Source organism: Serratia sp. NA_13 (assembly GCF_052691735.1).
Window position 1 is genome coordinate 1 of record NZ_JBQZFV010000003.1, and the last position, 23,087, is coordinate 23,087.

The 23,087-nt window shown below is 54.7% G+C and carries 18 protein-coding genes and 1 pseudogene; 9 read left to right on the forward strand and 10 right to left on the reverse strand.

What is annotated here, in order from left to right; all coding sequences use genetic code 11:
- Nucleotides 1–28 precede the first annotated feature (28 nt).
- Nucleotides 29–601, reverse strand: coding sequence for an elongation factor P-like protein YeiP (yeiP, locus tag ACUTSU_RS06645; RefSeq protein WP_012145953.1), 573 nt, complete (start codon nt 599–601; stop codon nt 29–31).
- A gap of 128 nt (nt 602–729) precedes the next feature.
- Nucleotides 730–1,974: a tryptophan permease gene (mtr, locus tag ACUTSU_RS06650; protein ID WP_445653929.1), complete on the reverse strand. Its 1,245-nt coding sequence runs from the start codon at nt 1,972–1,974 to the stop codon at nt 730–732.
- Nucleotides 1,975–2,257: 283 nt separating this feature from the next.
- Here mtr and ACUTSU_RS06655 point away from each other — a divergent pair, with 283 nt between their 5' ends.
- Complete coding sequence (locus tag ACUTSU_RS06655) at nt 2,258–2,512, forward strand: YkgJ family cysteine cluster protein (protein ID WP_261094312.1); 255 nt, start codon at nt 2,258–2,260, stop codon at nt 2,510–2,512.
- A 7-nt stretch (nt 2,513–2,519) separates the two neighbouring features.
- Here ACUTSU_RS06655 and ACUTSU_RS06660 read toward each other — a convergent pair.
- From ACUTSU_RS06660 to ACUTSU_RS06675, 4 genes and pseudogenes are all read right to left on the reverse strand, one after another.
- Nucleotides 2,520–3,086, reverse strand: a pseudogene (locus ACUTSU_RS06660) (MFS transporter); the annotation flags it as partial.
- Between the two features lie 81 nt (nt 3,087–3,167).
- The gene (gene torA, locus ACUTSU_RS06665) at nt 3,168–5,648 is read right to left on the reverse strand and encodes a trimethylamine-N-oxide reductase TorA (RefSeq protein ID WP_445653930.1); all 2,481 of its coding nucleotides are present in this window, start codon (nt 5,646–5,648) and stop codon (nt 3,168–3,170) included.
- Complete coding sequence (locus ACUTSU_RS06670) at nt 5,645–6,820, reverse strand: NapC/NirT family cytochrome c (protein WP_445650336.1); 1,176 nt, start codon at nt 6,818–6,820, stop codon at nt 5,645–5,647. The genes torA and ACUTSU_RS06670 overlap by 4 nt, the downstream gene beginning before the upstream one ends.
- A gap of 257 nt (nt 6,821–7,077) precedes the next feature.
- Nucleotides 7,078–7,500, reverse strand: a complete 423-nt coding sequence (locus tag ACUTSU_RS06675) for a nucleotide triphosphate diphosphatase NUDT15 (RefSeq protein ID WP_445650337.1) — start codon at nt 7,498–7,500, stop codon at nt 7,078–7,080.
- A 247-nt stretch (nt 7,501–7,747) separates the two neighbouring features.
- Between ACUTSU_RS06675 and fruB the strand changes: the two genes are divergently transcribed.
- From fruB to fruA, 3 genes are read left to right on the forward strand one after another with little or no spacing between them, the layout of a single operon-like run.
- Complete coding sequence (gene fruB, locus ACUTSU_RS06680) at nt 7,748–8,881, forward strand: fused PTS fructose transporter subunit IIA/HPr protein (RefSeq protein WP_445650338.1); 1,134 nt, start codon at nt 7,748–7,750, stop codon at nt 8,879–8,881.
- Nucleotides 8,878–9,819 carry a 1-phosphofructokinase gene (gene fruK / locus ACUTSU_RS06685; protein ID WP_135317278.1) on the forward strand — a complete coding sequence of 314 codons (942 nt, stop codon included), beginning with the start codon at nt 8,878–8,880 and terminating at the stop codon, nt 9,817–9,819. The genes fruB and fruK overlap by 4 nt, the downstream gene beginning before the upstream one ends.
- A gap of 11 nt (nt 9,820–9,830) precedes the next feature.
- Nucleotides 9,831–11,522, forward strand: coding sequence for a PTS fructose transporter subunit IIBC (fruA, locus tag ACUTSU_RS06690; protein WP_445650339.1), 1,692 nt, complete (start codon nt 9,831–9,833; stop codon nt 11,520–11,522).
- Between the two features lie 221 nt (nt 11,523–11,743).
- On the opposite strand, the gene nfo is transcribed toward fruA, so the two are convergent.
- From nfo to ACUTSU_RS06705, 3 genes are all read right to left on the reverse strand, one after another.
- A complete protein-coding gene (nfo, locus tag ACUTSU_RS06695) occupies nt 11,744–12,583 on the reverse strand; it encodes a deoxyribonuclease IV (RefSeq protein ID WP_445650340.1) in 840 nt (279 codons plus the stop codon).
- 116 nt (nt 12,584–12,699) lie between these two features.
- Nucleotides 12,700–13,788, reverse strand: a complete 1,089-nt coding sequence (locus tag ACUTSU_RS06700) for a YeiH family putative sulfate export transporter (RefSeq protein WP_445650341.1) — start codon at nt 13,786–13,788, stop codon at nt 12,700–12,702.
- Between the two features lie 853 nt (nt 13,789–14,641).
- Nucleotides 14,642–15,481 carry a hypothetical protein gene (locus ACUTSU_RS06705; protein ID WP_445653931.1) on the reverse strand — a complete coding sequence of 280 codons (840 nt, stop codon included), beginning with the start codon at nt 15,479–15,481 and terminating at the stop codon, nt 14,642–14,644.
- Nucleotides 15,482–16,191: 710 nt separating this feature from the next.
- Between ACUTSU_RS06705 and ACUTSU_RS06710 the strand changes: the two genes are divergently transcribed.
- From ACUTSU_RS06710 to ACUTSU_RS06720, 3 genes are all read left to right on the forward strand, one after another.
- Nucleotides 16,192–16,641, forward strand: a complete 450-nt coding sequence (locus ACUTSU_RS06710) for an Ig-like domain-containing protein (RefSeq protein ID WP_445653932.1) — start codon at nt 16,192–16,194, stop codon at nt 16,639–16,641.
- 455 nt (nt 16,642–17,096) lie between these two features.
- Nucleotides 17,097–17,972, forward strand: coding sequence for a DNA-binding transcriptional regulator YeiE (gene yieE, locus ACUTSU_RS06715; RefSeq protein ID WP_445650343.1), 876 nt, complete (start codon nt 17,097–17,099; stop codon nt 17,970–17,972).
- A 197-nt stretch (nt 17,973–18,169) separates the two neighbouring features.
- Nucleotides 18,170–19,651, forward strand: a complete 1,482-nt coding sequence (locus ACUTSU_RS06720; protein WP_445650344.1) for an amino acid permease — start codon at nt 18,170–18,172, stop codon at nt 19,649–19,651.
- 67 nt (nt 19,652–19,718) lie between these two features.
- On the opposite strand, the gene ACUTSU_RS06725 is transcribed toward ACUTSU_RS06720, so the two are convergent.
- Nucleotides 19,719–20,816: a GGDEF domain-containing protein gene (locus ACUTSU_RS06725; protein ID WP_445650345.1), complete on the reverse strand. Its 1,098-nt coding sequence runs from the start codon at nt 20,814–20,816 to the stop codon at nt 19,719–19,721.
- Nucleotides 20,817–21,173: 357 nt separating this feature from the next.
- Here ACUTSU_RS06725 and ACUTSU_RS06730 point away from each other — a divergent pair, with 357 nt between their 5' ends.
- Together ACUTSU_RS06730 and ACUTSU_RS06735 are read left to right on the forward strand one after the other, a co-directional pair.
- A complete protein-coding gene (locus tag ACUTSU_RS06730; RefSeq protein ID WP_445653933.1) occupies nt 21,174–22,256 on the forward strand; it encodes a FecCD family ABC transporter permease in 1,083 nt (360 codons plus the stop codon).
- A complete protein-coding gene (locus ACUTSU_RS06735) occupies nt 22,253–23,041 on the forward strand; it encodes an ABC transporter ATP-binding protein (RefSeq protein WP_445650346.1) in 789 nt (262 codons plus the stop codon). Before ACUTSU_RS06730 ends, ACUTSU_RS06735 begins: the two co-directional genes overlap by 4 nt.
- The last annotated feature ends 46 nt before the right edge of the window (nt 23,042–23,087 follow it).

A 23,087-nucleotide genomic window follows, 5' to 3' on the forward strand; every position in this document is an offset into this window, starting at 1 on the left:
GGGGCCATAATCGGCCCCTGAATTTCAACTAGTCGGCGCGACTCATATAGCGGCGTTCGGCAATATGAATGCGGATTTTGTCACCGGCGCTGAGATATTCCGGTACCTGAATGGTCAGGCCGGTCGCCATGGTGGCCGGTTTGTTGCGGGCACTGGCGGAGGCACCTTTGATGCCCGGTGCGGTATCGACAATTTCCATATCCACGGTCTGCGGCAGTTCCAGCGCCAATACCTGGCCTTCCAGCGTCAGCACCTGCATACCCGGCAGGCCGGCTTCAGGAATGAACAGCAGTTCGTCTTCGATCTGGTCTTTCTTGAAGATGTAAGGGGTGTAATCCTCGTCATCCATAAACACGTATTCTTCGCCGTCGATGTAAGAGAAGTTCACTTTACGGCGGGACAGGCTAATGGTGTCCAGAATATCGTCACCCTTGAAACGCTCTTCTACCTTCAGCCCGGTACGGACGTCCGAGAAACGCATTTTGTATAAGGTACTGGCACCGCGTGCGCTTGGGCTCTGTACATCAATGTCTCTCACCAGCAGCAGTTTGCCGTTGTAGCTGATCGCCATGCCACGCTTAATTTCGTTAGCCTTTGCCATATAAAATAACCTGCAATAAAGAGTTTTTGGTAAGTTGCGACAAGTTACTCGCGCCGATGATTTCAGGCAAGCAGATCAAACAAAAACAGTGGTGGAAAAAGGGATGGCGAACGCCATCCCCTGCGGTATTACTTGAAGACCGGCAACAGACCCAGTAAGGCCAGCACGTGTGCAACGGCGTTGATCACCCCGAACAAAATGATAAACAGGATCATTCCCCGTCCGCCGGGAGCGCGATATTGTGCCTGGGCAAAGCGACGACGACTTGCGCGCGCCATCATGGCCGGTATGATCACCGCCCAAATGGTGGCTGCCAGCCCGGCGAAGCCGATGGCGTACAGGAAGCCGTTCGGGAACAGCAGGGCGGCGATGGTCGGCGGTGCAAAGGTCACCAACGCGGTTTTACTGCGTCCGGCAGTGTCATCACTGAATTTGAAGAAGTCCGCCAGATAATCGAACAGGCCAAGCGAGACCCCAAGGAATGAACTGGCCAGTGCCATATAAGAGAAGGCATTAAGCAGTTGACCCACGGTCTGGCTGCTGGAGACGTTGCCCATCTGTTTCAGTAGGCTGCCGATATTGCCGCCTTCGGCAATCACCTGTCGGAAGGCGTCGCGGGCGATGTTGCCCTGGATCACATATTGCCACAGGATATAGATCGCCAGCGCCAGCAGCGTGCCATACACCAGGCTACGCACCACGGCACCGCTATCCTTGTGATAATACTTCACTAGTCCGGGCACATTGCCGTGATAGCCGAACGAGGTCAGCAGATAAGGCAGCGCCGCAAGGGCGTAAGGCAGGTAGCTGGCCTGGCTGTCGCCGCGGTTAAACAGCACTGCCGGTTGCACATGAGTGAACATATCGACCACCGACATCACAAAGGTGATCACCATACCGCCGATCAGGATGGTGCTCAGGCGATCGACCGCGCGGGTGGACAACCAGACGATAAACGCCACCACAATGGCAAACACCAGCCCGGCGGTGGTCTGCCCGACGCCGACAATGCCTTCCAGCGTGTGGGCGATAATTGAGCCACCGGCGGAAATATAGGCATAAGTCAGGATGTACAACACAAAGGCGATGGAAATGCCGTTAATGGCGTTCCAGCTTTTGCCCAGCAGATCCTTGACGATGGTATTGAAGCTGGCACCGCTCGGGTAGTGCAACGCAGCCTCGAGGATCATCAGGCCAGAGATCAGCATGCAGGCCCAAGTATAAATCAGCAGCGCGACCGAGCCGCTGAACCACACGCCAGAAGTCACAATAGGAATGGAGAACATGCCAGCGCCGACGGCGGTGCCTGCAATGATCATCGCGCCGCCAAGGACCGAAGGGCGGGAAAGCTTCTGGATGGTGTCCGCGGACATTTTTGCTCCTGAGTGGTCTTATTGACCGTAAGTTCTTTTGTACTAGCTCAATGGTACATGTGCGGTCGGCGCATGTAAAGCCGTCAATATGCTTGTTTCATGCATTAATCTAGGTGATCGGTGTGATTTGAAGCGTGTTTTAGCCCGGTATGAGTGGAACCCATCAATGGTCAAAAAAGGGCGATGTAAAGATTGTGCGGCTAACCCGGATTCTGCTGGCGGCGGATGAGCGCTACTGATATTGTCGCGCTTCAATTCTGCCAGCCCACCGAGAGACTCGCTGATGGACTGCCGTGCCGACTGTGGCGCCTGTTGTATAGCGCCTTCAATATCCAGCCCGATCCCCGGCATGCCCAACGGCAAGCCCGCCAATACCCGCTGCATACATCTGAGCGAGCAACTGCGCTGTGGCCTGTTTCACTCGCCGCTGCGGCCCAAAGTTTGTGGCAGCCTGCAGGCCAGCCGCGAAATGTGTCACGACCACCGTGACCAGGCGCTAATCTATTTGGCCAAGCTGGAAGTGGATACGGCCCCCTAAGCCTGCTTTACGCGTCTTTCAGCTTCCACAAGCACAGCACTAGGCCGACCACCATCGCCAGCGCGGAATAAAACACCGCGTGATAATTCCAGACTTCCGCCACCATGCCAGCAATGGAACTGGTTAAAATCCAACCCACGCGAGTGGTATTGGTAAACAGGGGGGCGGCAACTGCAGCTCATGCACCATATACAGCGGCATATTGATCAGGTACATGCTGTTGGCGGTCCACATAAAGGTGCAGGCCATAAACAGCAGCAGCGTATCGCGACGGTATTGTCGTGGGGCCTCCAGCGTAGTGCTGGTGGCTACCGGCGTTTTGCGCTTCGAGGGCCGCATTTTCCACACCAGCACGCCATACAGGATGAACGCTGCTGCGGCGGCCAGATACATCACTTTAAAACTGAAACCCAGGGCCAGTGCAAAGGCGATCGGTAGCCCGATTACCTAGGCGAGGGAAAGCTGCGCCCGCAGGATCGAACTGAACATCACGGCTTCGCGCCCGGTGCGTTCGGCGTGTTCGCGCGCCAGGGCAGAACATCTGCGGGTTAGCGCTGGAGCCGAAACTGGTCAACTTAATAGTAAAAGTTTTTTCCGGTATAAGGGCATAAAAAAGGGCGATGTCACCATCGCCCTGGTAATACTCGATTAAACTTTACGCGCCAGCCGGCACGTCGTGCGCGGTGTTTTTCAGCACCTCACCCTGATACTTCTCGATCTGCAACTGGGCCATCTGCCCACAGTTCCCCTGTGCCAGGCTGGAAGAGCCGACGTCGAAGGTCAGGCAGTTCACGTTACCGTTCTTGCACAGCGAGCCTGGTTGTGAAGGATCGGCTGGATCGAACCAGGCCCCTTCGCTGATGCGAACCACGCCAGGGCGCACGTCTTCACTGACTACCGCTCCCACCAGGATCTGGCCGCGATCGTTAAAAGCACGTACCAGATCACCGCTGGCGATGCCGCGTGACTTGGCGTCCTGCGGATGGATCACAATCGCTTCCCGGTCCGCTACCGCGTACTTTTTACGTAGAGGCGTATTGTCGAGCTGCGAGTGCAGACGGTTGAGCGGGTGCGCGGTGTTCAGCGACAGCGGATACTTCACCGCTTCCGGCCCACGATACCATTCATGCGGCGGCATCCAGGTCGGGATGCCCGGGCAATCCTGATACTCCATTTTGGCAATGGCGTCGGAGTAGATCTCGATTTTACCGGATGGCGTCCCCAACGGATTGAGCAGCGGGTTTTCGCGATAGTCGGCGAAACGTACCCATTGGGTATTGGCTTTGGGCACCGGGAAGCGCACATAGTTATTGGATGCCCAGAACATGTCGAACGGCGGCAGGGCCACCCGGGCGGCGCGTGCCTGGGTTTTCATGTCGTCGTACATGCCTTTGAGCCACTGAGTCTCATCTTTGCCTTCGGTAAAGGCATCCTGTACACCCAGCTTGGCCGCCATGGCCGCGAAGATATCGAAATCGCTGCGCGACTCATGCTGCGGCTCCACGCACTGATGCATCGGGAACACATACAGCTGCGAGTAGTCGCCGCCCATTTCCAGATCGTTACGTTCATAACTGGTGGTGGCCGGCAGCACGATATCGGCGTGTTTGGCGGTGGCGGTCCAGTATGGTTCATTCACCACGATGGTGTCTGGCCGTTGCCAGGCCTTGACCAGATTGTTGGTGTCCTGGTGCTGGTGGAAGGTGTTGCCACCGGCCACATACACCATTTTCACCTCGGGGTAGGTGACCTGAGTGCCGTTGAAATTAATGGTCTTGCCCGGATTGCTCAGGCATTCGGCGATGCGTGCCACCGGGATCGGTGCCGGTGAATTCTTCGGCGCGTTACCGGCTGAAATACCGGAAATGATGCCGCCTTTTGCCGTCGGGCTGCCGCCGGAAGAGTAGTGATAGCTGAAGCCGAAGCCCCCGCCCGGCAGACCGATTTGGCCGAGCATCGCCGCCACGGTGACCAACAGCCAGTGCTGCTGTTCGCCATGATGCTGACGTTGAATGCCCCAACCGCCCATGATCATGGTGCGGTTTTTCGCCATGTCGCGTGCCAGTTGGCGCAATACGTTGGCATCGACACCGCAAACATCGGCGGCCCATTCGGCCGTTTTCGGCGTGCCATCGGTTTCGCCCAGCAGATAAGCCTGGAACTTGTCGAAGCCGGCGGTGTAGGTTTTCAGGAAGTCCGGGTTATGCAACTTCTCGGTCAACAGCGTGTGGGCGATACCGATCAACATGGCGCCATCGGTATAAGGGCGCGGGGCAATCCACTGCGCATCGATAAATTTGGCGCTGTCGTTATGCACCGGGTCGATGCTGATCACGCGGGTGCCTTTCTTCTTCAGCGCCTCAAAGCCAGTCTGGCCGTAATGGTCCGGCACGTTCCAACTGTTTTTCAGTGTGATCATCGGGTTACAGCCCCACAACACCACCAGTTGGCTGTTTTCAATCACGTTCGGCCAGGCAGTTTGCTGTTCGTAAACCTCCATGGAGCCGACCACGTGTGACATGATCACCTGTGCGGCACCGGTGGAATAGTCACCGGCATAACCGAGGAAGCCACCGGTCAGGTTCATCAGGCGTTGCAACAGCGTGCGGCTGTTGTGCAGCATGCCGACGCTCTTCCAGCCATAGGAACCGGCATAGATTGACTGCGGGCCACGATCTTTTTGCAAACGGGTGATCTCGCCACAAACCAGTTCAATCGCCTGGTCCCAGCTGACGCGCACCCATTCGTCGCGGCCGCGCAGTTCGGTATGGCTGCCGGGGCCACCTTCCAGCCAGCTTTTACGCACCATTGGATATTTGATGCGGTTTTCAGCATGCACCTGATAGGGCGCCATGGTGATCAGTTCGTTCGGGTAAGGATCGTCCTTGACCGGCTGCACGCCGACCATTTTTCCGTCCTGTACTATGGCTTCAAAAGCGCCCCAGTGAGCGCCGGTCAGAATGCCTTTTTGCGCCTGACGCAGCACCACAAATTGCGGCAGTGCCTGGCTGATGGCCTGTGCCAACGCCGACTTGGGCCACAGGCCCGCCAGCAACGGGGCGGCGGCCAACGCGGTAGCGCCGGTCAGGAAGCGGCGGCGGCTCATTTTTAACGCTTGTTGTTGATATTTGCTCATTTCGCTTCTCCCTTAAAGCTGGCAGGTTTGGCAGGCGTCATGTCACTGGCGTGCTTCTGCACGTATTGTGTCAGAACGCGCAGTTGTTCCTGCGTCAGCGAGGTGCGTGGAGCCATGCCTTTAATAACGCCGATCCACTGGTTGGCGTTGAAGCGATCGAGGGCGGTCAGGCCGTGACAGCCGGTGCAGTTGGCCGACATCATATCCGCGGTGTAGCGCCAGATTTTTTGCTGATCGTCGATCAGTTGTTTACGCGGCAGCCAGACCTGCAGAGAAACCTGGTGCCACACCAGGCTGGTTTCAGCATCGGTCATGGTGGTGCCGGTTTTCAGCCGTTTGCGAGCGTCTTCACCCAGCAGAACGCTGAGGATACGCTTGCCCTGTGCGGCGTAGAACACTTCACTTACGCCGTCCTGTTGCCAGCCGGAGACGTTGGCCAGCACCTTGTCGCCTTCCTGTTTCACCACCTGAACTTCGGTGGATGGCATCAGGTTGCCAGCGTTGTGGCTGTCGTCCGGTTTCAGGAAGAAAGGCTCGGTGGCAATGGTGTACAGCGTGGTGGCAGTTGGCGAGGTTTCAGCTGCGGCCTTCGCCAGTTCGGCTGCACCTGCCTGGGCGGCACCGCTCATGTCCGGCAGAATGTGCGCTACACCTTTATGGCAATCGATACAGGTTTCACCCTGCTTGATAGCCACCGGATGCTGAATACGCGCTTCAGGCCGTTGCGCTGTGATGTCCATGGCGTCAAAGCTGTGGCATGAACGGCAAGTGGCGGAGTCGTTTTCTTTCAACATCTTCCATACCGACTGGGCCATGGCCAGCTTATGCGCCTCATATTTTTCTGGCGTATCGATAGTGCCCACCATCTCGTCATAAATATCTGTTACCGCGCGGATCTTGGTCCACAGGTAATCAAGCGGTTCGTGTGGGACGTGGCAGTCGGCGCATTCAGCGCGAATCCCCTTGGGATTCTGGAAATGGACGCTGCCCTGATATTCGGCCAGCGGCTGTTGCATGGTATGACAGGACACGCAGAAAGCGGTGTCGCTGGTTTTGTGGAATATGGTGGCGGTACCCGCTAATAATGCTGCCCCGAGGATAATCCCCAGCAGCAAAAGCCAAAGCCATCCCCAGCGGTGCTTTTTTATCAAGCTAGTGAATTTATTAGTCATATTGAACCCGTTTATAATTATGAAATACCAAGGAAAATCGTGCCAAAAAAGTGCTGGCCGAGCGCCGACATACCTGAGGAATTATAGGTAACATTAGCAATGTCACCTAATACTATAGGGTTATTTTTTAGCAGAAAAATGGTCATTTGAGGGATTTTACAACGTTATATTTTTGGTTATATAACGAATTTTTGATGTGTCTCTATCAGCCCATGATCGAGATCATGGACAGGGCAGAAAAATACTGAAAGAAAAGGCTATTTCGTCGGCTGGTAGGCTTGGCCTGTTTGCCAAAGAAGAATGGCGTTACGGCTGGCTTCGAAGTGGGGTTCCGGTAACTGGTTCGGAGAGCACCAACGCCATTCGGCACATTTTTCCGGTTCTTTGAGTGCTGGGATGCCACCGGGATGCTGCGTCAGCAAACAGACGGATATTGTATGTTTCCCTTCGGCGCGCCAGGTTTGCAGATTATTGCTGACACCGATAAAACTGGGCGGGGTGATCATCAGCCCGGTTTCTTCGGCAATCTCACGCTGAGCGCACTGTTCAAAGGTTTCACCGGCATCCAGATGCCCGCCGGGAATCGACCAGAAAGGAGCGTGCTGACCGCAGCGTTTCCCCAGCAATATTTCCCCTTGTTCATTTACGATGATTACCCCTACGCCCGCTACTACGGTCATGCTGTTCTCCGTCAGCCAAGTTTCAGCACAGTATGTCATTTTAGTGCCGCAACGGATAACCCTTCTGGAGAAGTGTGCGTAAGGTCAAAAATCTATCACATCAATTTTGAGAAAACTTGCTTTCGGCCGGTACAGCTCACACACTCCTTGAAACGTTTCAGCGTTATGGGCGCGATGATTCCGTACCGATAACGCTCCTTTTTCCCAATGAAGCTGAAACGATTCAATTCAGCAGGAGAGGAGAATCATGTTCCAGTTGTCACCGCAAGATATTCACCTGGGCGCGGCTGCCGGCAGCAAGCAGGAAGCCATCCAACAGGTTGCCGCCGCACTGACCGAAGCTGGCTGCGTCAGCGCCGCCTATGTGGACGGCATGTTGCAGCGCGAGCTGCAAACTTCCACTTACCTGGGTAACGGCATTGCCATTCCGCATGGCACCACCGACACCCGCGATCTGGTGCTGAACACCGGTGTGCAGGTATTTCAGTTCCCGCAGGGCATTGAGTGGGGCGAAGGCCAAACTGCCTTTGTGGTTATCGGTATCGCCGCCCGTTCCGACGAACACCTGGCGCTGTTGCGCCAGCTGACCCACGTGCTGAGCGATGACAGCGTAGCCGAACAGTTGGTGAAAACCACCTCGGCAGAAGAGCTGCGCAGCCTGCTGATGGGCGAAAAGCTGACGGCAGAGTTCAAATTTGACGCTTCGCTGATTGCGCTCGATGTGGCCGCCGACAGCCTGATGACGCTGCAGGCGCTGAATGCCGGTCGTTTGCAGAAAATCGGCGCGGTCAACGCCCAGTTTGTCAGCGATGTCATTACCCGCAAGCCACTGAATCTGGGGCAGGGCATTTGGCTGAGCGACAGCACCGAAGGCAATCTGACCAGCGCGGCTACCCTGAGCCGCCCTGTCCAGGCGTTTGACGAAGACGGCGAAAAAGTCGCGCTGCTGCTGACGTTGTCGGTAGCTGACCAGCAACCGCTGGCGGTGCTGAACTACCTGAGTGACCTGCTGCTGGCAAATAAAGCTGAACGCTTGCTGAACGCCGATGCTGTTACCGTGCTGGCCTTGTTGACCAGCGAAGTCGAAGAAGAAAACACCACCCTGAGTGCTGAGTACGTCATTCGCAACGAACACGGCCTGCATGCCCGCCCGGGTACGGCTCTGGTCAACGTAATCAAGAAGTTCGAGAGCGAAATTACCGTCACCAACCTGGATGGCAGTGGCAAACCGGCCAACGGACGCAGCCTGATGAAGGTCGTGGCGTTGGGCGTGAAGAAAGGACATCACCTGCGCTTTACCGCCAAGGGTGAAGATGCTGAATCGGCGCTGAAGGCGATCGGTGAGGCCATTAACGAAGGACTGGGCGAGGGCGCAGCATGAGCAGAAGAGTAGCAACAATTACCCTGAATCCGGCTTACGATCTGGTGGGCTTCTGCCCGGAGATCGAGCGCGGTGAAGTTAATCTGGTCAAAACCGCCGGTCTGCACGCTGCTGGAAAAGGCATTAACGTCGCCAAGGTGCTGAAAGATTTGGGCATTGATGTGACGGTAGGCGGTTTCCTGGGCAAAGATAACCAGGATGGCTTCCAGCTGCTGTTCAGCGATCTGGGCATTGCCAACCGTTTCCAGGTGGTACCGGGCCGCACCCGCATTAACGTCAAGCTGACGGAAAAAGACGGTGAAGTGACAGATTTCAACTTCTCCGGCTTTGAGGTGAGCGGTCAGGATTGGGAACGTTTCGTGACCGACTCCCTGAGCTGGCTCGGTCAGTTCGATATGGTGGCCGTGAGCGGCAGTCTTCCGGCCGGGGTTGATCCCGATGCCTTTACAGACTGGATGGTCCGCCTGCGCGCTCAGTGCCCGTGTATCATTTTCGACAGCAGCCGTGAAGCCTTGGTTGCCGGCTTGAAAGCCGCGCCATGGTTGGTGAAACCCAACCGTCGCGAGCTGGAAATCTGGGCCGGTCGTCCATTGCCACAACTGGCTGACGTGGTTGAGGCCGCACATGCGCTGCGCGATCAGGGCATTGCTCACGTGGTGATTTCTCTCGGTGCTGAAGGGGCGCTGTGGGTCAATGCTTCCGGCGCCTGGATCGCCAAGCCACCGGCCTGCGAAGTGGTCAGTACCGTCGGTGCCGGCGACTCGATGGTCGGCGGCCTGATTTATGGCCTGCTGATGCGCGAATCCAGTGAACATACTTTGCGTTTGGCTACCGCCGTAGCTGCGCTGGCCGTCAGCCAGAGCAACGTTGGCGTGACCGACCGTCCACAGTTGGCCGCGATGATGGCGCGTGTCGACCTGAAACCTTTTAATCAATAGCGGGAGGCAGAATGAAAACACTGCTGATGATAGACAGTTCGCTGGGGCAGGCGCGTGGTCACCTGGCGAAACGCATGCTCGGCGCTGCTGCGGCGAAAGCCGGCCTGACGCTGGTAGAGTCCCCGGATGAGGCTGAGCTGGTGGTAGTGGCGGGGCAATCTGCGCCTGCTGACGCCAAGCTGAATGGCAAGCGGGTTTATGTGGGCGATGTGGAGCACGCGGTGCGTGAACCTGAAGCCTTCCTGACGCAGGCTATCGCTGAGGCAAAAAACTGGCAGGCACCGGCGGCGGCAACTGTCGCGACGGTCAAGCCAGCCGGTCAAAAACGCATTGTGGCGATCACCGCTTGTCCAACGGGTGTGGCGCATACCTTTATGGCGGCAGAGGCGATTGAGAGCGAAGCCAAAAAACGCGGCTGGTGGGTAAAGGTTGAAACCCGCGGTTCTGTCGGTGCTGGCAATGCCATTACGCCTGAAGAAGTAGCGGCGGCGGATCTGGTGATCGTAGCGGCCGATATTGAAGTGGAGCTGGAGAAATTTGCCGGCAAGCCGATGTATCGCACCTCTACCGGGCTGGCGCTCAAGAAAACCGCGCAGGAACTGGACAAGGCGCAGGCCGAAGCCGAGATTTTCCAGCCGCAAAAAAGCGGTGCTCCGGCCGCAGACGGCAAGAAGAAAGAGAGTGCCGGGCCTTATCGTCACCTGTTGACCGGTGTGTCTTATATGCTGCCGATGGTAGTGGCGGGCGGTCTGTGTATTGCACTGTCATTCGTATTCGGTATCAAGGCGTTCGAAGTCAAAGGCACGCTGGCGGCTGCATTGATGCAGATCGGTGGGGGGTCGGCCTTTGCACTGATGGTGCCGGTGCTGGCTGGTTTTATCGCGTTCTCTATTGCTGACCGTCCGGGTCTGACGCCAGGGTTGATTGGCGGCATGCTGGCCGTGAGCACCGGAGCCGGTTTCCTCGGCGGTATCATTGCCGGTTTCCTGGCGGGGTATGTCGCCAAATTTATCAGCACCAAACTGCGTTTGCCGCAGAGTATGGAAGCGCTGAAACCGATCCTGATTATTCCGCTGGTTGCCAGCCTGATCGTTGGCCTGATCATGATCTTCATCGTCGGTACGCCGGTGGCGAAAATCATGGAAGGTCTGACCCACTGGCTGCAGTCGCTGGGTACCGCGAATGCGGTGCTGCTGGGCGCGATACTTGGTGCCATGATGTGTACCGATATGGGGGGGCCAGTCAACAAGGCGGCCTATGCCTTTGGCGTGGCATTGTTGAGTTCTTCGGTGTATGCACCGATGGCGGCGATTATGGCTGCCGGTATGGTGCCACCACTGGCGATGGGGTTGGCAACGCTGCTGGCGCGTCGCAAGTTCGACAAGTCACAACAGGAAGGCGGGAAAGCGGCGCTGGTGTTGGGCCTGTGCTTTATCTCCGAAGGGGCGATCCCGTTTGCCGCCCGTGACCCGATGCGCGTGCTGCCATGCTGCATCGCTGGTGGCGCGCTGACCGGTGCGCTGTCCATGGCGTTTGGTGCCAAACTGATGGCGCCGCACGGCGGGTTGTTCGTGCTGCTGATCCCTGGCGCTATCACTCCGGTACTGCTGTATCTGGTGGCGATTATTGCCGGTACGCTCTTGGCGGGTGTGTCTTACGCGCTGCTGAAACGTGCTGACGTCCCGGCGGTTAGCGTGGCTTAAGATTAGCGTTGGTAATAAAAAACCGGAGTCCAGGCTCCGGTTTTAGGTTGCTGACAAAGCAGGAAAAAGCGTGGTTTTTCCTGCTTTGTGGTGAGCAGCCGAAAATCAATAAATTGATTTTCCTGATTTTTATTTATCGGCCTCTACTTCGCTCTGGGCAGGAATGAGGTTTGTCATCAGTCTGAAACCGGAGTCTAGGCTCCGGTTTTTTATTGCATCAATTACTGTTGGGCTTTCAGCCAGGCGATCTCTTCCGCCCAGATATCCGGGTTCACCGTTTCCAGGATCAGCGGGATATTGTCGAAGCGCGAGTCGCGCATGATGTAGCTGAACACCGTTTTACCGATGTTGCCCTCACCCAGGCTGTGGTGGCGGTCGACGCGGCTGCCGAACTCGCTCTTGGCGTCGTTCAGGTGCATACCTCGCAAATAGTTGAAGCCCACCACCTCACCGAGTTCCTTAAAAGTCTTTTCGCAGGTTTCCTCGGTACGCAAATCGTAACCGGCGGCAAAGGCGTGACAGGTGTCGATGCAGACGCCGACGCGGCTTTTGTCTTCCACGCCGTCGATGATCGCCGCCAAATGTTCGAACTTAAAGCCCAGGTTACTGCCCTGACCGGCGGTATTTTCGATCACTGCCGTCACACCGCTGGTTTTATCCAGCACCAGGTTGATGGATTCAGCGATGCGTGCCAGGCATTTGTCTTCCTCAATTTGCATCAGATGGCTGCCAGGGTGGAAGTTCAGCAGCGTCAGCCCCAGTTGTTCGCAGCGTTGCATTTCATCAAGGAAGGCTTCGCGGGATTTTTCCAGCGCCTCGGTCACCGGGTGGCCGAGATTAATCAGGTAGCTGTCGTGCGGCAGGATCTGACCTGGGCCGTAACCGTATTGCGCGCAGGCGCTCTTGAATTTATCAATCACATCGGCAGGCAGCGGAGCGGCCTTCCATTGACGCTGATTTTTAGTGAACAGGGCGAATGCGGTCGCCTCTAATTCGTGCGCGCGGATAACCGCTTGATCCACGCCGCCTGACGCGCTGACATGTGCACCGACAAACTTCATTTTCATTCTCCTGTGTAATCGGCGTCATTATGGCATTGATAGCGGAAGGATTGAATGGCTGAAAAAGTTCAGGCCCGCGATGGCGGGCCTGAGGTCGTGGGAGCACTACGGGGGAATCAGAGGAAATGTTGCACCAGCAGATTAATCGCACTGCCGCCGACAATCAGCCAGATGAACAGCAGGGTGGCCAGCAGAATCGGTTTTACCCCCGCCTGGCGCACGGCGCTGATGTGGGTGGTCAATCCCAGAGCTGCCATGGCCATCGCCAGCATCCAGGTATCCGCAGTAATCAAGTGTTTTACCAGCGTAGCCGGGATCAGGTTGAAAGAGTTCAGCCCGGCGACGGCGATAAACAACACGGCAAACCAGGGAATGGTGATGGCAGATTTTTCTGCTTTCTCACCGCCGTTGTCAGTGCTACGACTGCGGCTGATAAACCCTGAGAGCACTACCAGGAAGGGGGCCAGCATCATCACACGGATCATTTTGGAGATCACCGCAGCGTTTTCAGCATCCGGGCCGATGGCATGCCCGGCGGCGACGACCTGCGCCACTTCGTGGATAGTCGAACCGGTGAAGATGCCGAAACTTTCCTGATTAAACGGCAGCCACTGAAATTGTTCGTTCAGATGGTACAGCCACGGATAGGCAAAGATAGCCAGCGTGCCGAATACCACCACGGTGCTCACGGCGACAGCCACCTTATTGGCATCGGCTTTCAGTACCGGTTCGGTAGCCATTACCGCAGCCGCGCCGCAGATACTGCTGCCGGCACCGATCAGCATGGTGGTATGAGTGTCGAGGCCAAACACTTTTTTGCCCAACCAGCAGGCGAGCAGGAAAGTGGTGGTGAGCGTTAACGCATCTATGATGATACCGGTAGTACCTACGTCGGCAATCTGCTGAAACGTCAGACGAAAGCCGTAAAGGATGATACCCAACCGCAGCAGGCGCTGTTTGGCGAACTGAACGCCGCTGTGAGAGCTCGGTTGTAACCAGGGATACAGCGTATTGCCCACCACAATGCCGAGTAGAATCGCCAGCGTCAGCGCTCCCAGCCCCAGTCCGGCCACCCATGGAATATCACCGATCCAGACGGCTAACGCGGTGATAGCCGCAGTCAACAGCAGTCCTGGTATCAGGTGAGGTAAACCGAACAGGGCAAATTGCCGAGTGGGGAAATTATCTGTGGTATTGGTCGCCATAAGTCAGCCCTTTTATTCAAATTCTTGAGCACAGACTACGTTCTGACCGTATAAAAGAGAAATTGATTATATGGTTATAACCTATCTGTATAAGTGGTATTGGGACTACTTGGGACGCGGACGGCTGAAGGTTGAAGGAAAGGCTGATCGCGATGGTCTATGGGTTAGATTGTCAATTATCGTCAGGCATTAACTGCAATGTGTGACCTCCTTCTAAGTGAGGGTGAAATCGTCGTCAAACTTACCTGCTTTTCGCTCAACTGACCTCGTGGCCAGGATGAATTGGATACCTTCAAATAGCGACGTTGGTCGTCCAAGTCCGAATATGAACGCATCGTTATATGTTCGCCCGAGCCAGTAGCCGCCGCCGTCCTCTTTGAGGCGCTGGAAGAACGCCCAGCCACCATCTACGAAGTATTCAAGGCCCTGCCACAATCAACGAGATGCTTCCGCATTCCGAAAATGGGTTGATTGTCGAAGCTGTAGTTGATGCTGGAAATGAATCATCCATTAGTCTAGCCAGACAACTTATCGGGGGGGGGGGGGAAATCTTAACCAAGCCTGATTCAGGAATGAACGTTCATAGTTTATTGAAAATTTATTCGCCGAATGACTAGCCCGGCGCCCTCGAAATGATGTCTTTTTAATCGATAAATGGCATTTAACGGACAGCGCTGTTTACTAAACGTTTTTTCAAACAACCACCTCACTCTTAGCGTACGTTTTCGTACGGTTGGCCCTCAAACCCCCATCGCCAATTTAGAAAGCATAGCAATGGGGGTAAGGAAGTTATTTTTATTTCGGACATTTAAATAGCTTAAGGCTTATAATTGAAAATTATTTCACGTATGTTTCATGCAAATTCTAGCCTGTAATAGGCCTCACCGGTCTCTCCATCAGAGATAGTCTGGACAATCTTTCTCCCTATGGATATTTTAAAGTCTGCCTCTTCTTCCTTTAAATATACAATTTTATTTACATCATCGAATTCAATAAGTGGATATATCGAGTAGGTTGGTAGTGTGTATTTATCACTGCGGTACTCAAGGAAAAGATTAGCTGTTGATAATCCATTTTTTTTACGTCTAATTAAATCAAAGATATCATATGTGTTATTGAAACTTAAGTATTCTTTATCTACCGCACTTTCCCCATCCCAATAGTTTACAGCAACCTTCTTAAGGCGCTCTAAATAACAAATTTTTATAGGTCTTTTTATTTTTGCTGTTCCCGTGATTTGTGATTCTTCATAAACGAATGAGACCTTCAAAATTTTACCAGCTTTAACCCTCTGTACTCCACCACCATATTCAATCGTTTTTTCCTCAGTCTTTACCACAGAGCGAGAGCTACTAAACTTCTGTCCTGCAACGAGCTTGGCTGTCGTTTTTACCTCTCCTTTGGTAACCAAGGGAAGCCCCACTTTACCTGATGCTTCAATAGATATTTCTTGACCAAAAGAGAACTCTGTTCCTGAGCTAACAGTAATGGAGCTAGATATTTTATGCGTATGCTTGGAAACCGTCATGTCTCTATCTACACTACTTTTATCACTGTTATCTAAAATATCTGAATCCATTTCGACACGGTTGGTGCCAACGTCTCTGATATTGATAAATTCAGTACAAACGCTGTCAGTTACTTCTAATTCGGAATTCAGAAACTCGGATATGCTATTACTATTAATGCTCATGTTAACCTCTAATTTTTAATTTGTACGAATACGTACGATTTCAATCTAGCCGACACACAAAAAAAATCAAGTAGGTACCTTAATAAGCGGCGCGGCCAACTGATTTTCACGCAAGATGTATTTTCATAACAGAAGAGGAAATGGTGGAAATGTGAAATAAATCAAAACGTAAAAAACAATGTGCGTATAGATATTCGTCAAGTTAAAAATAATCATTGGAAAACGAATGATTACCTTGAAAATAAATTAACAACACAATTAAATATGGTAAACGAGGCCTGTTTACTGCTTCTCATCTTCTGCCTACGTCTATAGTGAACTGCCGTACGCTCGGTCATTTCCCATCGGGTAATGTGCCTGACTTGCGAGGGCGGTTTGTTCGCGGCTGGGCTCATGGGAGTGGCGAAGATCCTGAACCAGGACGAGGGATACTTAGCGTTCAGCTTCCAGTAGACATGAACCACTATCATTTGATAGGGCATGCAAATGCAGATAGCGGGGAACGCGGAGACGATTTTACGATGCCAGTTCGCGGCTAAAATTGGCACGGGCAATCTTATGGTGCTAGAGAGTTTTGATGTCCAGAACAGTTTCCGCATTTCAGCCAGATCCCAAACGGTCAGGCAGGCCAATCATTGGGAAGTGGTAACCCCGTAAAATATGACGATTCAACAGATATGAATGCGCCACATCCCGTTAACGTAGCGTTAATGTATATCGTTAAAACGGCTCGGGCAGACAATATAAAACCGGACCCTACGCCGACGAAAATTATCGTTACGCCATCATCACTGAGTATTGGGGCTGGGAAGACACAACAATTTGCCGCTCAGGTCTTACCCGCTGATTTGGCTCCCAACTTCCCGGTAACGTGGATAAGCACGAATACGGCCGTGGGTACCATTGATGGCAACGGGCTGTTTCATGGGACTGGGCCAGGCACTACGGACATCATCGCCAGCGTCAGTTCCGGCTTAAGCGTTCGCGTGACGGTTAGAGTGGATATTCTGCTCACGTCAATTGCGCTGGCGGCTATTCCCGATCAGGTTGCAGGTGACACCTACGAGCTGGTTGTGACGAAGACGCCAGCGAATGCTACGGAAACGCTAAGCTATGCTTCGACAGACAGTGTTGTCGCGAGTCTGACGACAGATGGTTGACTCATGGACGCGGGTGAGGGGACGGCCACGATCAGCGTTACGGGGAGTGTGTCGGGGGTAAGTGCCAATCGGGTCGTGAAAGTTACGGCTGCCCCGGTGGTGTCGGATTATCTGGCAATCAAAAACAACCACTCAGAAATCGCTGACGCAGGAAAAATGCACAGGAAGCATCGCAGAAAAACCTAGGGTTGGGGAAATTGGCGACCAAGGATGCGATCACTGCGAAGGATACCGGTGCGGTTCCTGTGTCCGATAAAACTCTGCCAGCAGGCACCGATTTAAATGCGATAACCGAACCTGGCGAATATCAGCGTGGGCGGCTTTCATGCTGATTTCTGCAAACGTGGTACCATTAATATTATTCACCCTGTGCGTTGTTGCCGGTCAGCAGCGCAGATTTTGCATTAATTTCAGTGACTTTTTTCGATGTCACCTTTGATTAAAACCGAGACGCTATGCATATCACCTTACGTCAATTGGAAGTGTTTGCCGAAGTACTTAAGAGCGGTTCGACCACCCAGGCTTCGGTAGTTCTGGCGTTATCACAGTCGGCGGTCAGCGCAGCGCTGGCCGATCTGGAAGGGCAATTGGGCGTGCAGTTGTTCGATCGCGTGGGCAAGCGTCTGGTCATTAATGAACATGGCAGGTTGCTGTACCCGAAGGCGCTGGCGCTGCTGGAGCAGGCGGGGGAGATTGAACAACTGTTCCGCCATGACGGCGGTGCGTTGCGCATCAGTGCCAGCAGTACCATCGGTAACTATATGCTGCCGGAGATGATCGCCCATTATCGGCATGATTTCCCTGCTTCGCCGTTGGAACTGAACGTCGGCAACAGCCAGGAGGTGATCGGCGCGGTGGCGGATTTCCGCGTCGATCTTGGGCTGATTGAAGGCCCTTGCCATATGCCGGAACTGATCACTCTACCGTGGCTGGAAGATGAGTTGGTGGTATTTGCCGCGCCGGACAACCCGTTGGCCGGGCAACCGCTGACCCTGGAAATGCTGGCTACGGCCCCCTGGATCCTGCGTGAAGGCGGGTCGGGTACGCGCGAGGTGCTACATCATCTGCTGCTGGCGCACTTGCCGCACTTCCAACTGGTGATGGAGCTGGGCAATTCGGAAGCGATCAAACATGCGGTTCGCCACGGTATGGGGATCAGCTGTCTGTCGCGGCGGGTGATTGGCGAACAGTTGGCCAGCGGCGTGCTGGTGGAGCTGAATATCCCGTTGCCGCCGTTGATACGCACCCTTTATCTGATCCATCACCGGCAAAAGCATATCTCCAACGCGCTGCAGCGTTTTCTCGGTTACTGCGGGTTTCAGCCTCAATAACGTCTCCGAAACAAGAAACAAAGCATAAAAAGCTGCGCCTTGTCACATTAATGACAGTAAGTAAGGTATTCTGGCCTGTCGCTAATAATTAGCCCTGAATTATGAAGCTATCTTATATCAGTGCAATGTTACTAGTTCGCCGGCGGGTATTTGTTACAATCCGCCCTCATTTTTTTTGACCAGCAGATAGGGTAAGAATGGCTCAGCAGGATATAAAAACAACATCGGGGCAAGCAGCACCCGGATTGCGCCGCGAGCTGAAAGCTCGGCACTTAACCATGATTGCTATTGGTGGCTCTATCGGCACCGGTCTGTTTGTGGCCTCTGGCGCTACGGTTTCTCAGGCAGGTCCAGGTGGGGCACTGCTGTCTTACGCGCTGATCGGACTGATGGTGTACTTCCTGATGACCAGCCTGGGCGAGTTGGCAGCCTTTATGCCGGTGTCCGGCTCTTTCTCCACCTACGGTGCCAAATACGTAGAAGAAGGCTTCGGCTTCGCGCTGGGCTGGAACTACTGGTACAACTGGGCGGTGACCATCGCCGTTGACCTGGTGGCTTCGCAACTGGTGATGACCTATTGGTTCCCGGATACGCCCGGCTGGATCTGGAGCGCACTGTTCCTCTGCCTGATGTTCCTGTTGAACTACATTTCGGTCAAAGGCTTCGGTGAAGCGGAATACTGGTTCTCGCTGATCAAAGTGACCACCGTGATTATCTTTATCGGTATCGGCGTGCTGATGATCTTCGGCATCCTCAATGGGGGCGAGCACGCGGGCTGGCAGAACTGGACTATTGGCGATGCGCCGTTTGCCGGAGGGTTCTCGGCGATGATCGGCGTGGCGATGATAGTCGGCTTCTCGTTCCAGGGTACCGAGCTTATCGGCATCGCGGCCGGTGAGTCGGAAAATCCGGGCAAAAACATCCCGCGCGCGGTACGTCAGGTCTTCTGGCGTATCCTGCTGTTCTATATCTTTGCCATTCTGATTATCAGCCTGATCATTCCGTATACCGATCCGAGCTTGCTGCGTAACGATGTGAAAGACATCAGCGTCAGCCCGTTCACGCTGGTATTCCAGCATGCTGGTTTGCTGTCGGCGGCGGCGGTGATGAATGCGGTGATCCTGACGGCGGTGTTGTCTGCCGGTAACTCCGGGATGTACGCCTCTACCCGTATGCTGTTTACTCTGGCATCGGAAGGCAAAGCGCCGCGTATCTTCGCCAAATTGTCGAAAGGTGGAGTGCCACGCAACGCGCTGTACGCCACTACCGTGGTGGCGGGTCTGTGCTTCCTGAGCTCGATGTTCGGCAACCAGTCGGTTTATCTATGGCTGTTGAACACCTCGGGGATGACCGGCTTTATCGCTTGGTTGGGGATTGCCATCAGTCATTACCGTTTCCGTCGCGGCTATATGATTCAGGGACGTGAGCTGAACGATTTGCCCTACCGTTCCGGTTTCTTCCCGCTGGGCCCGATCTTTGCTTTTGTCCTTTGTCTGATTATTACGCTGGGGCAGAACTATCAGGCGTTCCTGCAAGACCGCATCGACTGGTACGGCGTGACCGCAACTTATATCGGTCTTCCGCTGTTCCTGATTATCTGGTTCGGCTACAAGCTGACGCGCGGCACCCGTGTCGTGAAGTACAGCGAAATGGAATTCCCGAAAATGGACGTGAAGTAATCCCTGTCTATAGCCGTTAAATTTCAAGCTGCAGCTGACCCTTTGGCTGCAGCTTGAAACAACGGATTTATTCCTTTCCTTTTATCCCCAGCGCTTGCTGCGCCGCCGTCATCAGGCTTTCAACCGTTTTATAATCCTGGGTTAACGCCAGTACTCCGCTATTGAGCCGCAATGTCACCTCACCGAAAGCGCCAAAGTCGTAAGGCACCTCCAACGGTGGAATGATACGCGCCAAAAATTCGCCTTCGGAACCGTAAGGCAGGCCGTGCACCAGGATCAGAAATTGGCCACCGCTATAGCGGCAGACAAAATCGCTCGGGCGCACCAGCATTTTCAGGCGTTCGCCGATGGTACGTAACACGTCATCGCCGATCAGTACCCCGTGGCTCTGGTAGAGCGCCGCCAGTGGCGTAAATTCAATAATAAACAGGTGTGACAGGGGATGCTGCGTTGGGGAAGGGCGGCAAATATCCTGCATTACCGCTTCCCCGCCCGCGCGGTTAAGAAAACCGGTTAAATGGTCTTGATGGGCCGCTTGTTGCTTTTCTGTGGTTAAAGTGACCTGTTGCGCCACCTGACGATGGTAAAACGCGATCAGTCCATAAGCCAGCAGCAGCCACAGCGGGATGATGTCTGCCAGTAAAAACAGATTTTGCACGCGGGATAACGGTGCGGCCAACAGGTAGGGCAGCGTCAGCAGCATTACTTCCAGCAGGGCAAAGCGCGGGGCGGCGGCATGACGTTGCATCAGCCAGAAGGCCAGCGCGGTAATCAATAAGCCGGTGGACAGGATCAGTAGCATACGGCCTGAAAGCATCGCCAGCAGTGCAGTTGCGCCCACCAGTGAACACCACAGCAGCACCGTCACCAGCATGGCTGTTGGCCTGAGAGGAGGAGTGGCGCGCACCAGCCCCCAGCGCCCGGCGCTCAGCAGTATCAGCAACGTCAGCAGAGCAGCTGCGATCGCCAGGTTGCTCAGCCAGCCATACGCCAGCAGCAGCAGCGCCACCCCGGCGGCATTCAGCCAGGGAGTGGCGGGGGACGGCACCAGAGTATGCCGCATTTGGCGCTGAAATTGGGCGTTATCAGCCTGATGTGGACTTTGTACCAGCCAATGTAGTAGCGCGGGTTTTTTAGGCGTTAACATTGGGGAGCGACTTCGCATTGCGACCTCTTTAGCAAAGGCCCGCTAACGGGCCCTAAATATCTGGCATGGGGGGTTGGCACGCCCTTTGCCGGTCTGGCTTTGGATTCTATGTGGTTTCGTTGCAATTTGTCATAGTCGGGCGCGGGGCGGCCAAACTTTCGGAATTATTAACCCTGTGCGGCATTGGAAATTTGTCAGGCCTATGTGGTTAATCGCTTTATAAAATAAAGCGTTACATATTAACATGGCAGGTAATAGCTATTGGTATGATTGATAAGTATTATCGTTTGCTTTATTGTTATCGGCTGCTTATCCGCTTCAAGGCGGCCGTCTGGCACCCTGCCGGGGCCATCGTCGTAACAGGTATCCGAAATAATGAGCGTATCCACCGATCCTCTGTCTGACGCCCAGGGGCAACCCGACGTCAACGTTATGGGGCGTTATCACCATATTCTCCGCCACCGTTTATTGATGATGGGGGTGTTGGCATTGGCGATTTTGGGTTCGCTGCTGCTGGATTTTACCCTGGGGCCATCCGGGCTTTCGCTGTCCACCCTGTGGCAAACCTTGATTGACCCTGCGGTGGCAGATGCCGGTACGCGGGTGATTGTCTGGGATATCCGTCTGCCCTATGCCTTGATGGCCGTGGTGGTGGGTTTTGCGCTTGGCCTGGCCGGGGCAGAAATGCAGACCATCCTGAATAATCCGCTTGCCAGCCCCTTTACCCTCGGGGTTTCTTCTGCTGCCGCTTTCGGCGCGGCACTGGCCATTGTGCTGGGGATTGGCGTACCGGGCATTCCTGACCAGTGGTTTATTTCCGCTAATGCGTTTATTTTCGCCTTGTTTGCTGCACTGATGCTGGACGGTATTACACGCTGGACGCGAGTTGCTACCTCTGGGGTGGTGCTGTTTGGGATTGCGCTGGTGTTTACCTTTAACGCGCTGGTCTCCATGATGCAGTTTATTGCCAGCGAAGACACGTTGCAGGGGCTGGTGTTCTGGACCATGGGTAGCCTGGCGCGTGCCTCCTGGGACAAACTGGGCATCCTGCTTGGGGTATTTGTCGTACTGCTGCCGTTGTCGATGATGAGTTCGTGGAAGTTGACCGCGCTGCGTCTGGGTGAAGATCGAGCGGTGAGCTTCGGCATCGACGTGCGCCGCCTGCGCCTGACCACCTTGCTGCGTATCAGTATTCTCTCCGCATTGGCAGTGGCATTTGTTGGCCCTATTGGTTTTATCGGCCTGGTAGCACCACATATCGCCCGCATGATTTTCGGTGAAGATCATCGTTTCTATCTGCCGGCCAGTGCGTTGATTGGCGCACTGGTGCTGTCGATGGCCTCAGTGGCCTCGAAAAACCTGATCCCGGGGATCATCATTCCGGTCGGCATCGTCACCTCGCTGGTGGGGGTGCCGTTCTTCCTGAGTATTATTCTGCGTCATCGGGGGAATGTATGAGTCAGGGATTGCGTATCGAGCATTTTTCCGCCGGTTATCCGAAGCGTCAGGTGATAAGCGATCTGGCGGTGCCAATGTTGCCACGTGGCCAAATCACCGTTCTGCTGGGGCCGAACGGCAGCGGCAAGTCGACGCTGCTGCGCGCGCTGGCCGGGCTGAACCCGGCGCAGGGGAAACTGTGGCTCGATGACATCGATCTGATGCAGATGCCTTTTGCCCGCCGGGCCGAGAAAGTGGTGTATTTGCCGCAATCGTTGCCCGCCGGGGTGCATTTGCATGTGCTGGAGTCAATCATCGTGGCGCAACGCGCCTCGGGCGGGCGCAGCAACGCCAGTAGCGAGTCGGAAGTTATGGCGTTGCTGGAGCAGCTTGGTATCGCACATTTGGCGCTGAGCTACCTCGACCAGCTTTCCGGCGGCCAGAAACAGCTGGTTGGCCTGGCGCAATCGCTGATCCGTCAGCCTTCGCTGCTGTTGCTGGATGAACCGCTGAGCGCGCTCGATCTCAACTACCAGTTCCACGTGATGGATTTGGTGCGCAAAGAGACGCGTAAACGCAATATCATCACTGTGGTGGTGGTGCATGACATTAATATAGCCCTGCGCCATGGCGATCATGTGTTGATGCTGCAGGACGGTGAGTTGATTGCCGACGGGGCGCCGGAACAGGTGATCACGCCGCAGAGTTTGGCGAGGGTTTATGGCGTTCGCGGGCGTATTGAGCGCTGTTCGCAAGGTTCTCCGCAGGTATTGATCGACGGGTTGGTGAACCAGCCGGTAGTTTGAATTGTTTTTAGAAATGGTGAGGCCCCGAATTCGGGGCCTTTTTATC

What these genes read in the sequence shown, in the direction of transcription:
- ACUTSU_RS06730 (WP_445653933.1), top strand. Translation starts at nt 21,174, where the DNA reads ATGAGCGTATCCACCGATCCTCTGTCTGACGCCCAGGGGCAACCCGAC.
- fruK (WP_135317278.1), top strand. Translation starts at nt 8,878, where the DNA reads ATGAGCAGAAGAGTAGCAACAATTACCCTGAATCCGGCTTACGATCTG.
- yieE (WP_445650343.1), top strand. Translation starts at nt 17,097, where the DNA reads ATGCATATCACCTTACGTCAATTGGAAGTGTTTGCCGAAGTACTTAAG.
- ACUTSU_RS06670 (WP_445650336.1), bottom strand. Translation starts at nt 6,820, where the DNA reads ATGACTAATAAATTCACTAGCTTGATAAAAAAGCACCGCTGGGGATGG.
- ACUTSU_RS06655 (WP_261094312.1), top strand. Translation starts at nt 2,258, where the DNA reads ATGGACTGCCGTGCCGACTGTGGCGCCTGTTGTATAGCGCCTTCAATA.
- ACUTSU_RS06720 (WP_445650344.1), top strand. Translation starts at nt 18,170, where the DNA reads ATGGCTCAGCAGGATATAAAAACAACATCGGGGCAAGCAGCACCCGGA.
- ACUTSU_RS06705 (WP_445653931.1), bottom strand. Translation starts at nt 15,481, where the DNA reads ATGAGCATTAATAGTAATAGCATATCCGAGTTTCTGAATTCCGAATTA.
- fruA (WP_445650339.1), top strand. Translation starts at nt 9,831, where the DNA reads ATGAAAACACTGCTGATGATAGACAGTTCGCTGGGGCAGGCGCGTGGT.
- torA (WP_445653930.1), bottom strand. Translation starts at nt 5,648, where the DNA reads ATGAGCAAATATCAACAACAAGCGTTAAAAATGAGCCGCCGCCGCTTC.
- mtr (WP_445653929.1), bottom strand. Translation starts at nt 1,974, where the DNA reads ATGTCCGCGGACACCATCCAGAAGCTTTCCCGCCCTTCGGTCCTTGGC.
- ACUTSU_RS06700 (WP_445650341.1), bottom strand. Translation starts at nt 13,788, where the DNA reads ATGGCGACCAATACCACAGATAATTTCCCCACTCGGCAATTTGCCCTG.
- ACUTSU_RS06725 (WP_445650345.1), bottom strand. Translation starts at nt 20,816, where the DNA reads ATGCGAAGTCGCTCCCCAATGTTAACGCCTAAAAAACCCGCGCTACTA.
- yeiP (WP_012145953.1), bottom strand. Translation starts at nt 601, where the DNA reads ATGGCAAAGGCTAACGAAATTAAGCGTGGCATGGCGATCAGCTACAAC.
- ACUTSU_RS06735 (WP_445650346.1), top strand. Translation starts at nt 22,253, where the DNA reads ATGAGTCAGGGATTGCGTATCGAGCATTTTTCCGCCGGTTATCCGAAG.
- ACUTSU_RS06675 (WP_445650337.1), bottom strand. Translation starts at nt 7,500, where the DNA reads ATGACCGTAGTAGCGGGCGTAGGGGTAATCATCGTAAATGAACAAGGG.
- fruB (WP_445650338.1), top strand. Translation starts at nt 7,748, where the DNA reads ATGTTCCAGTTGTCACCGCAAGATATTCACCTGGGCGCGGCTGCCGGC.
- nfo (WP_445650340.1), bottom strand. Translation starts at nt 12,583, where the DNA reads ATGAAGTTTGTCGGTGCACATGTCAGCGCGTCAGGCGGCGTGGATCAA.
- ACUTSU_RS06710 (WP_445653932.1), top strand. Translation starts at nt 16,192, where the DNA reads ATGTATATCGTTAAAACGGCTCGGGCAGACAATATAAAACCGGACCCT.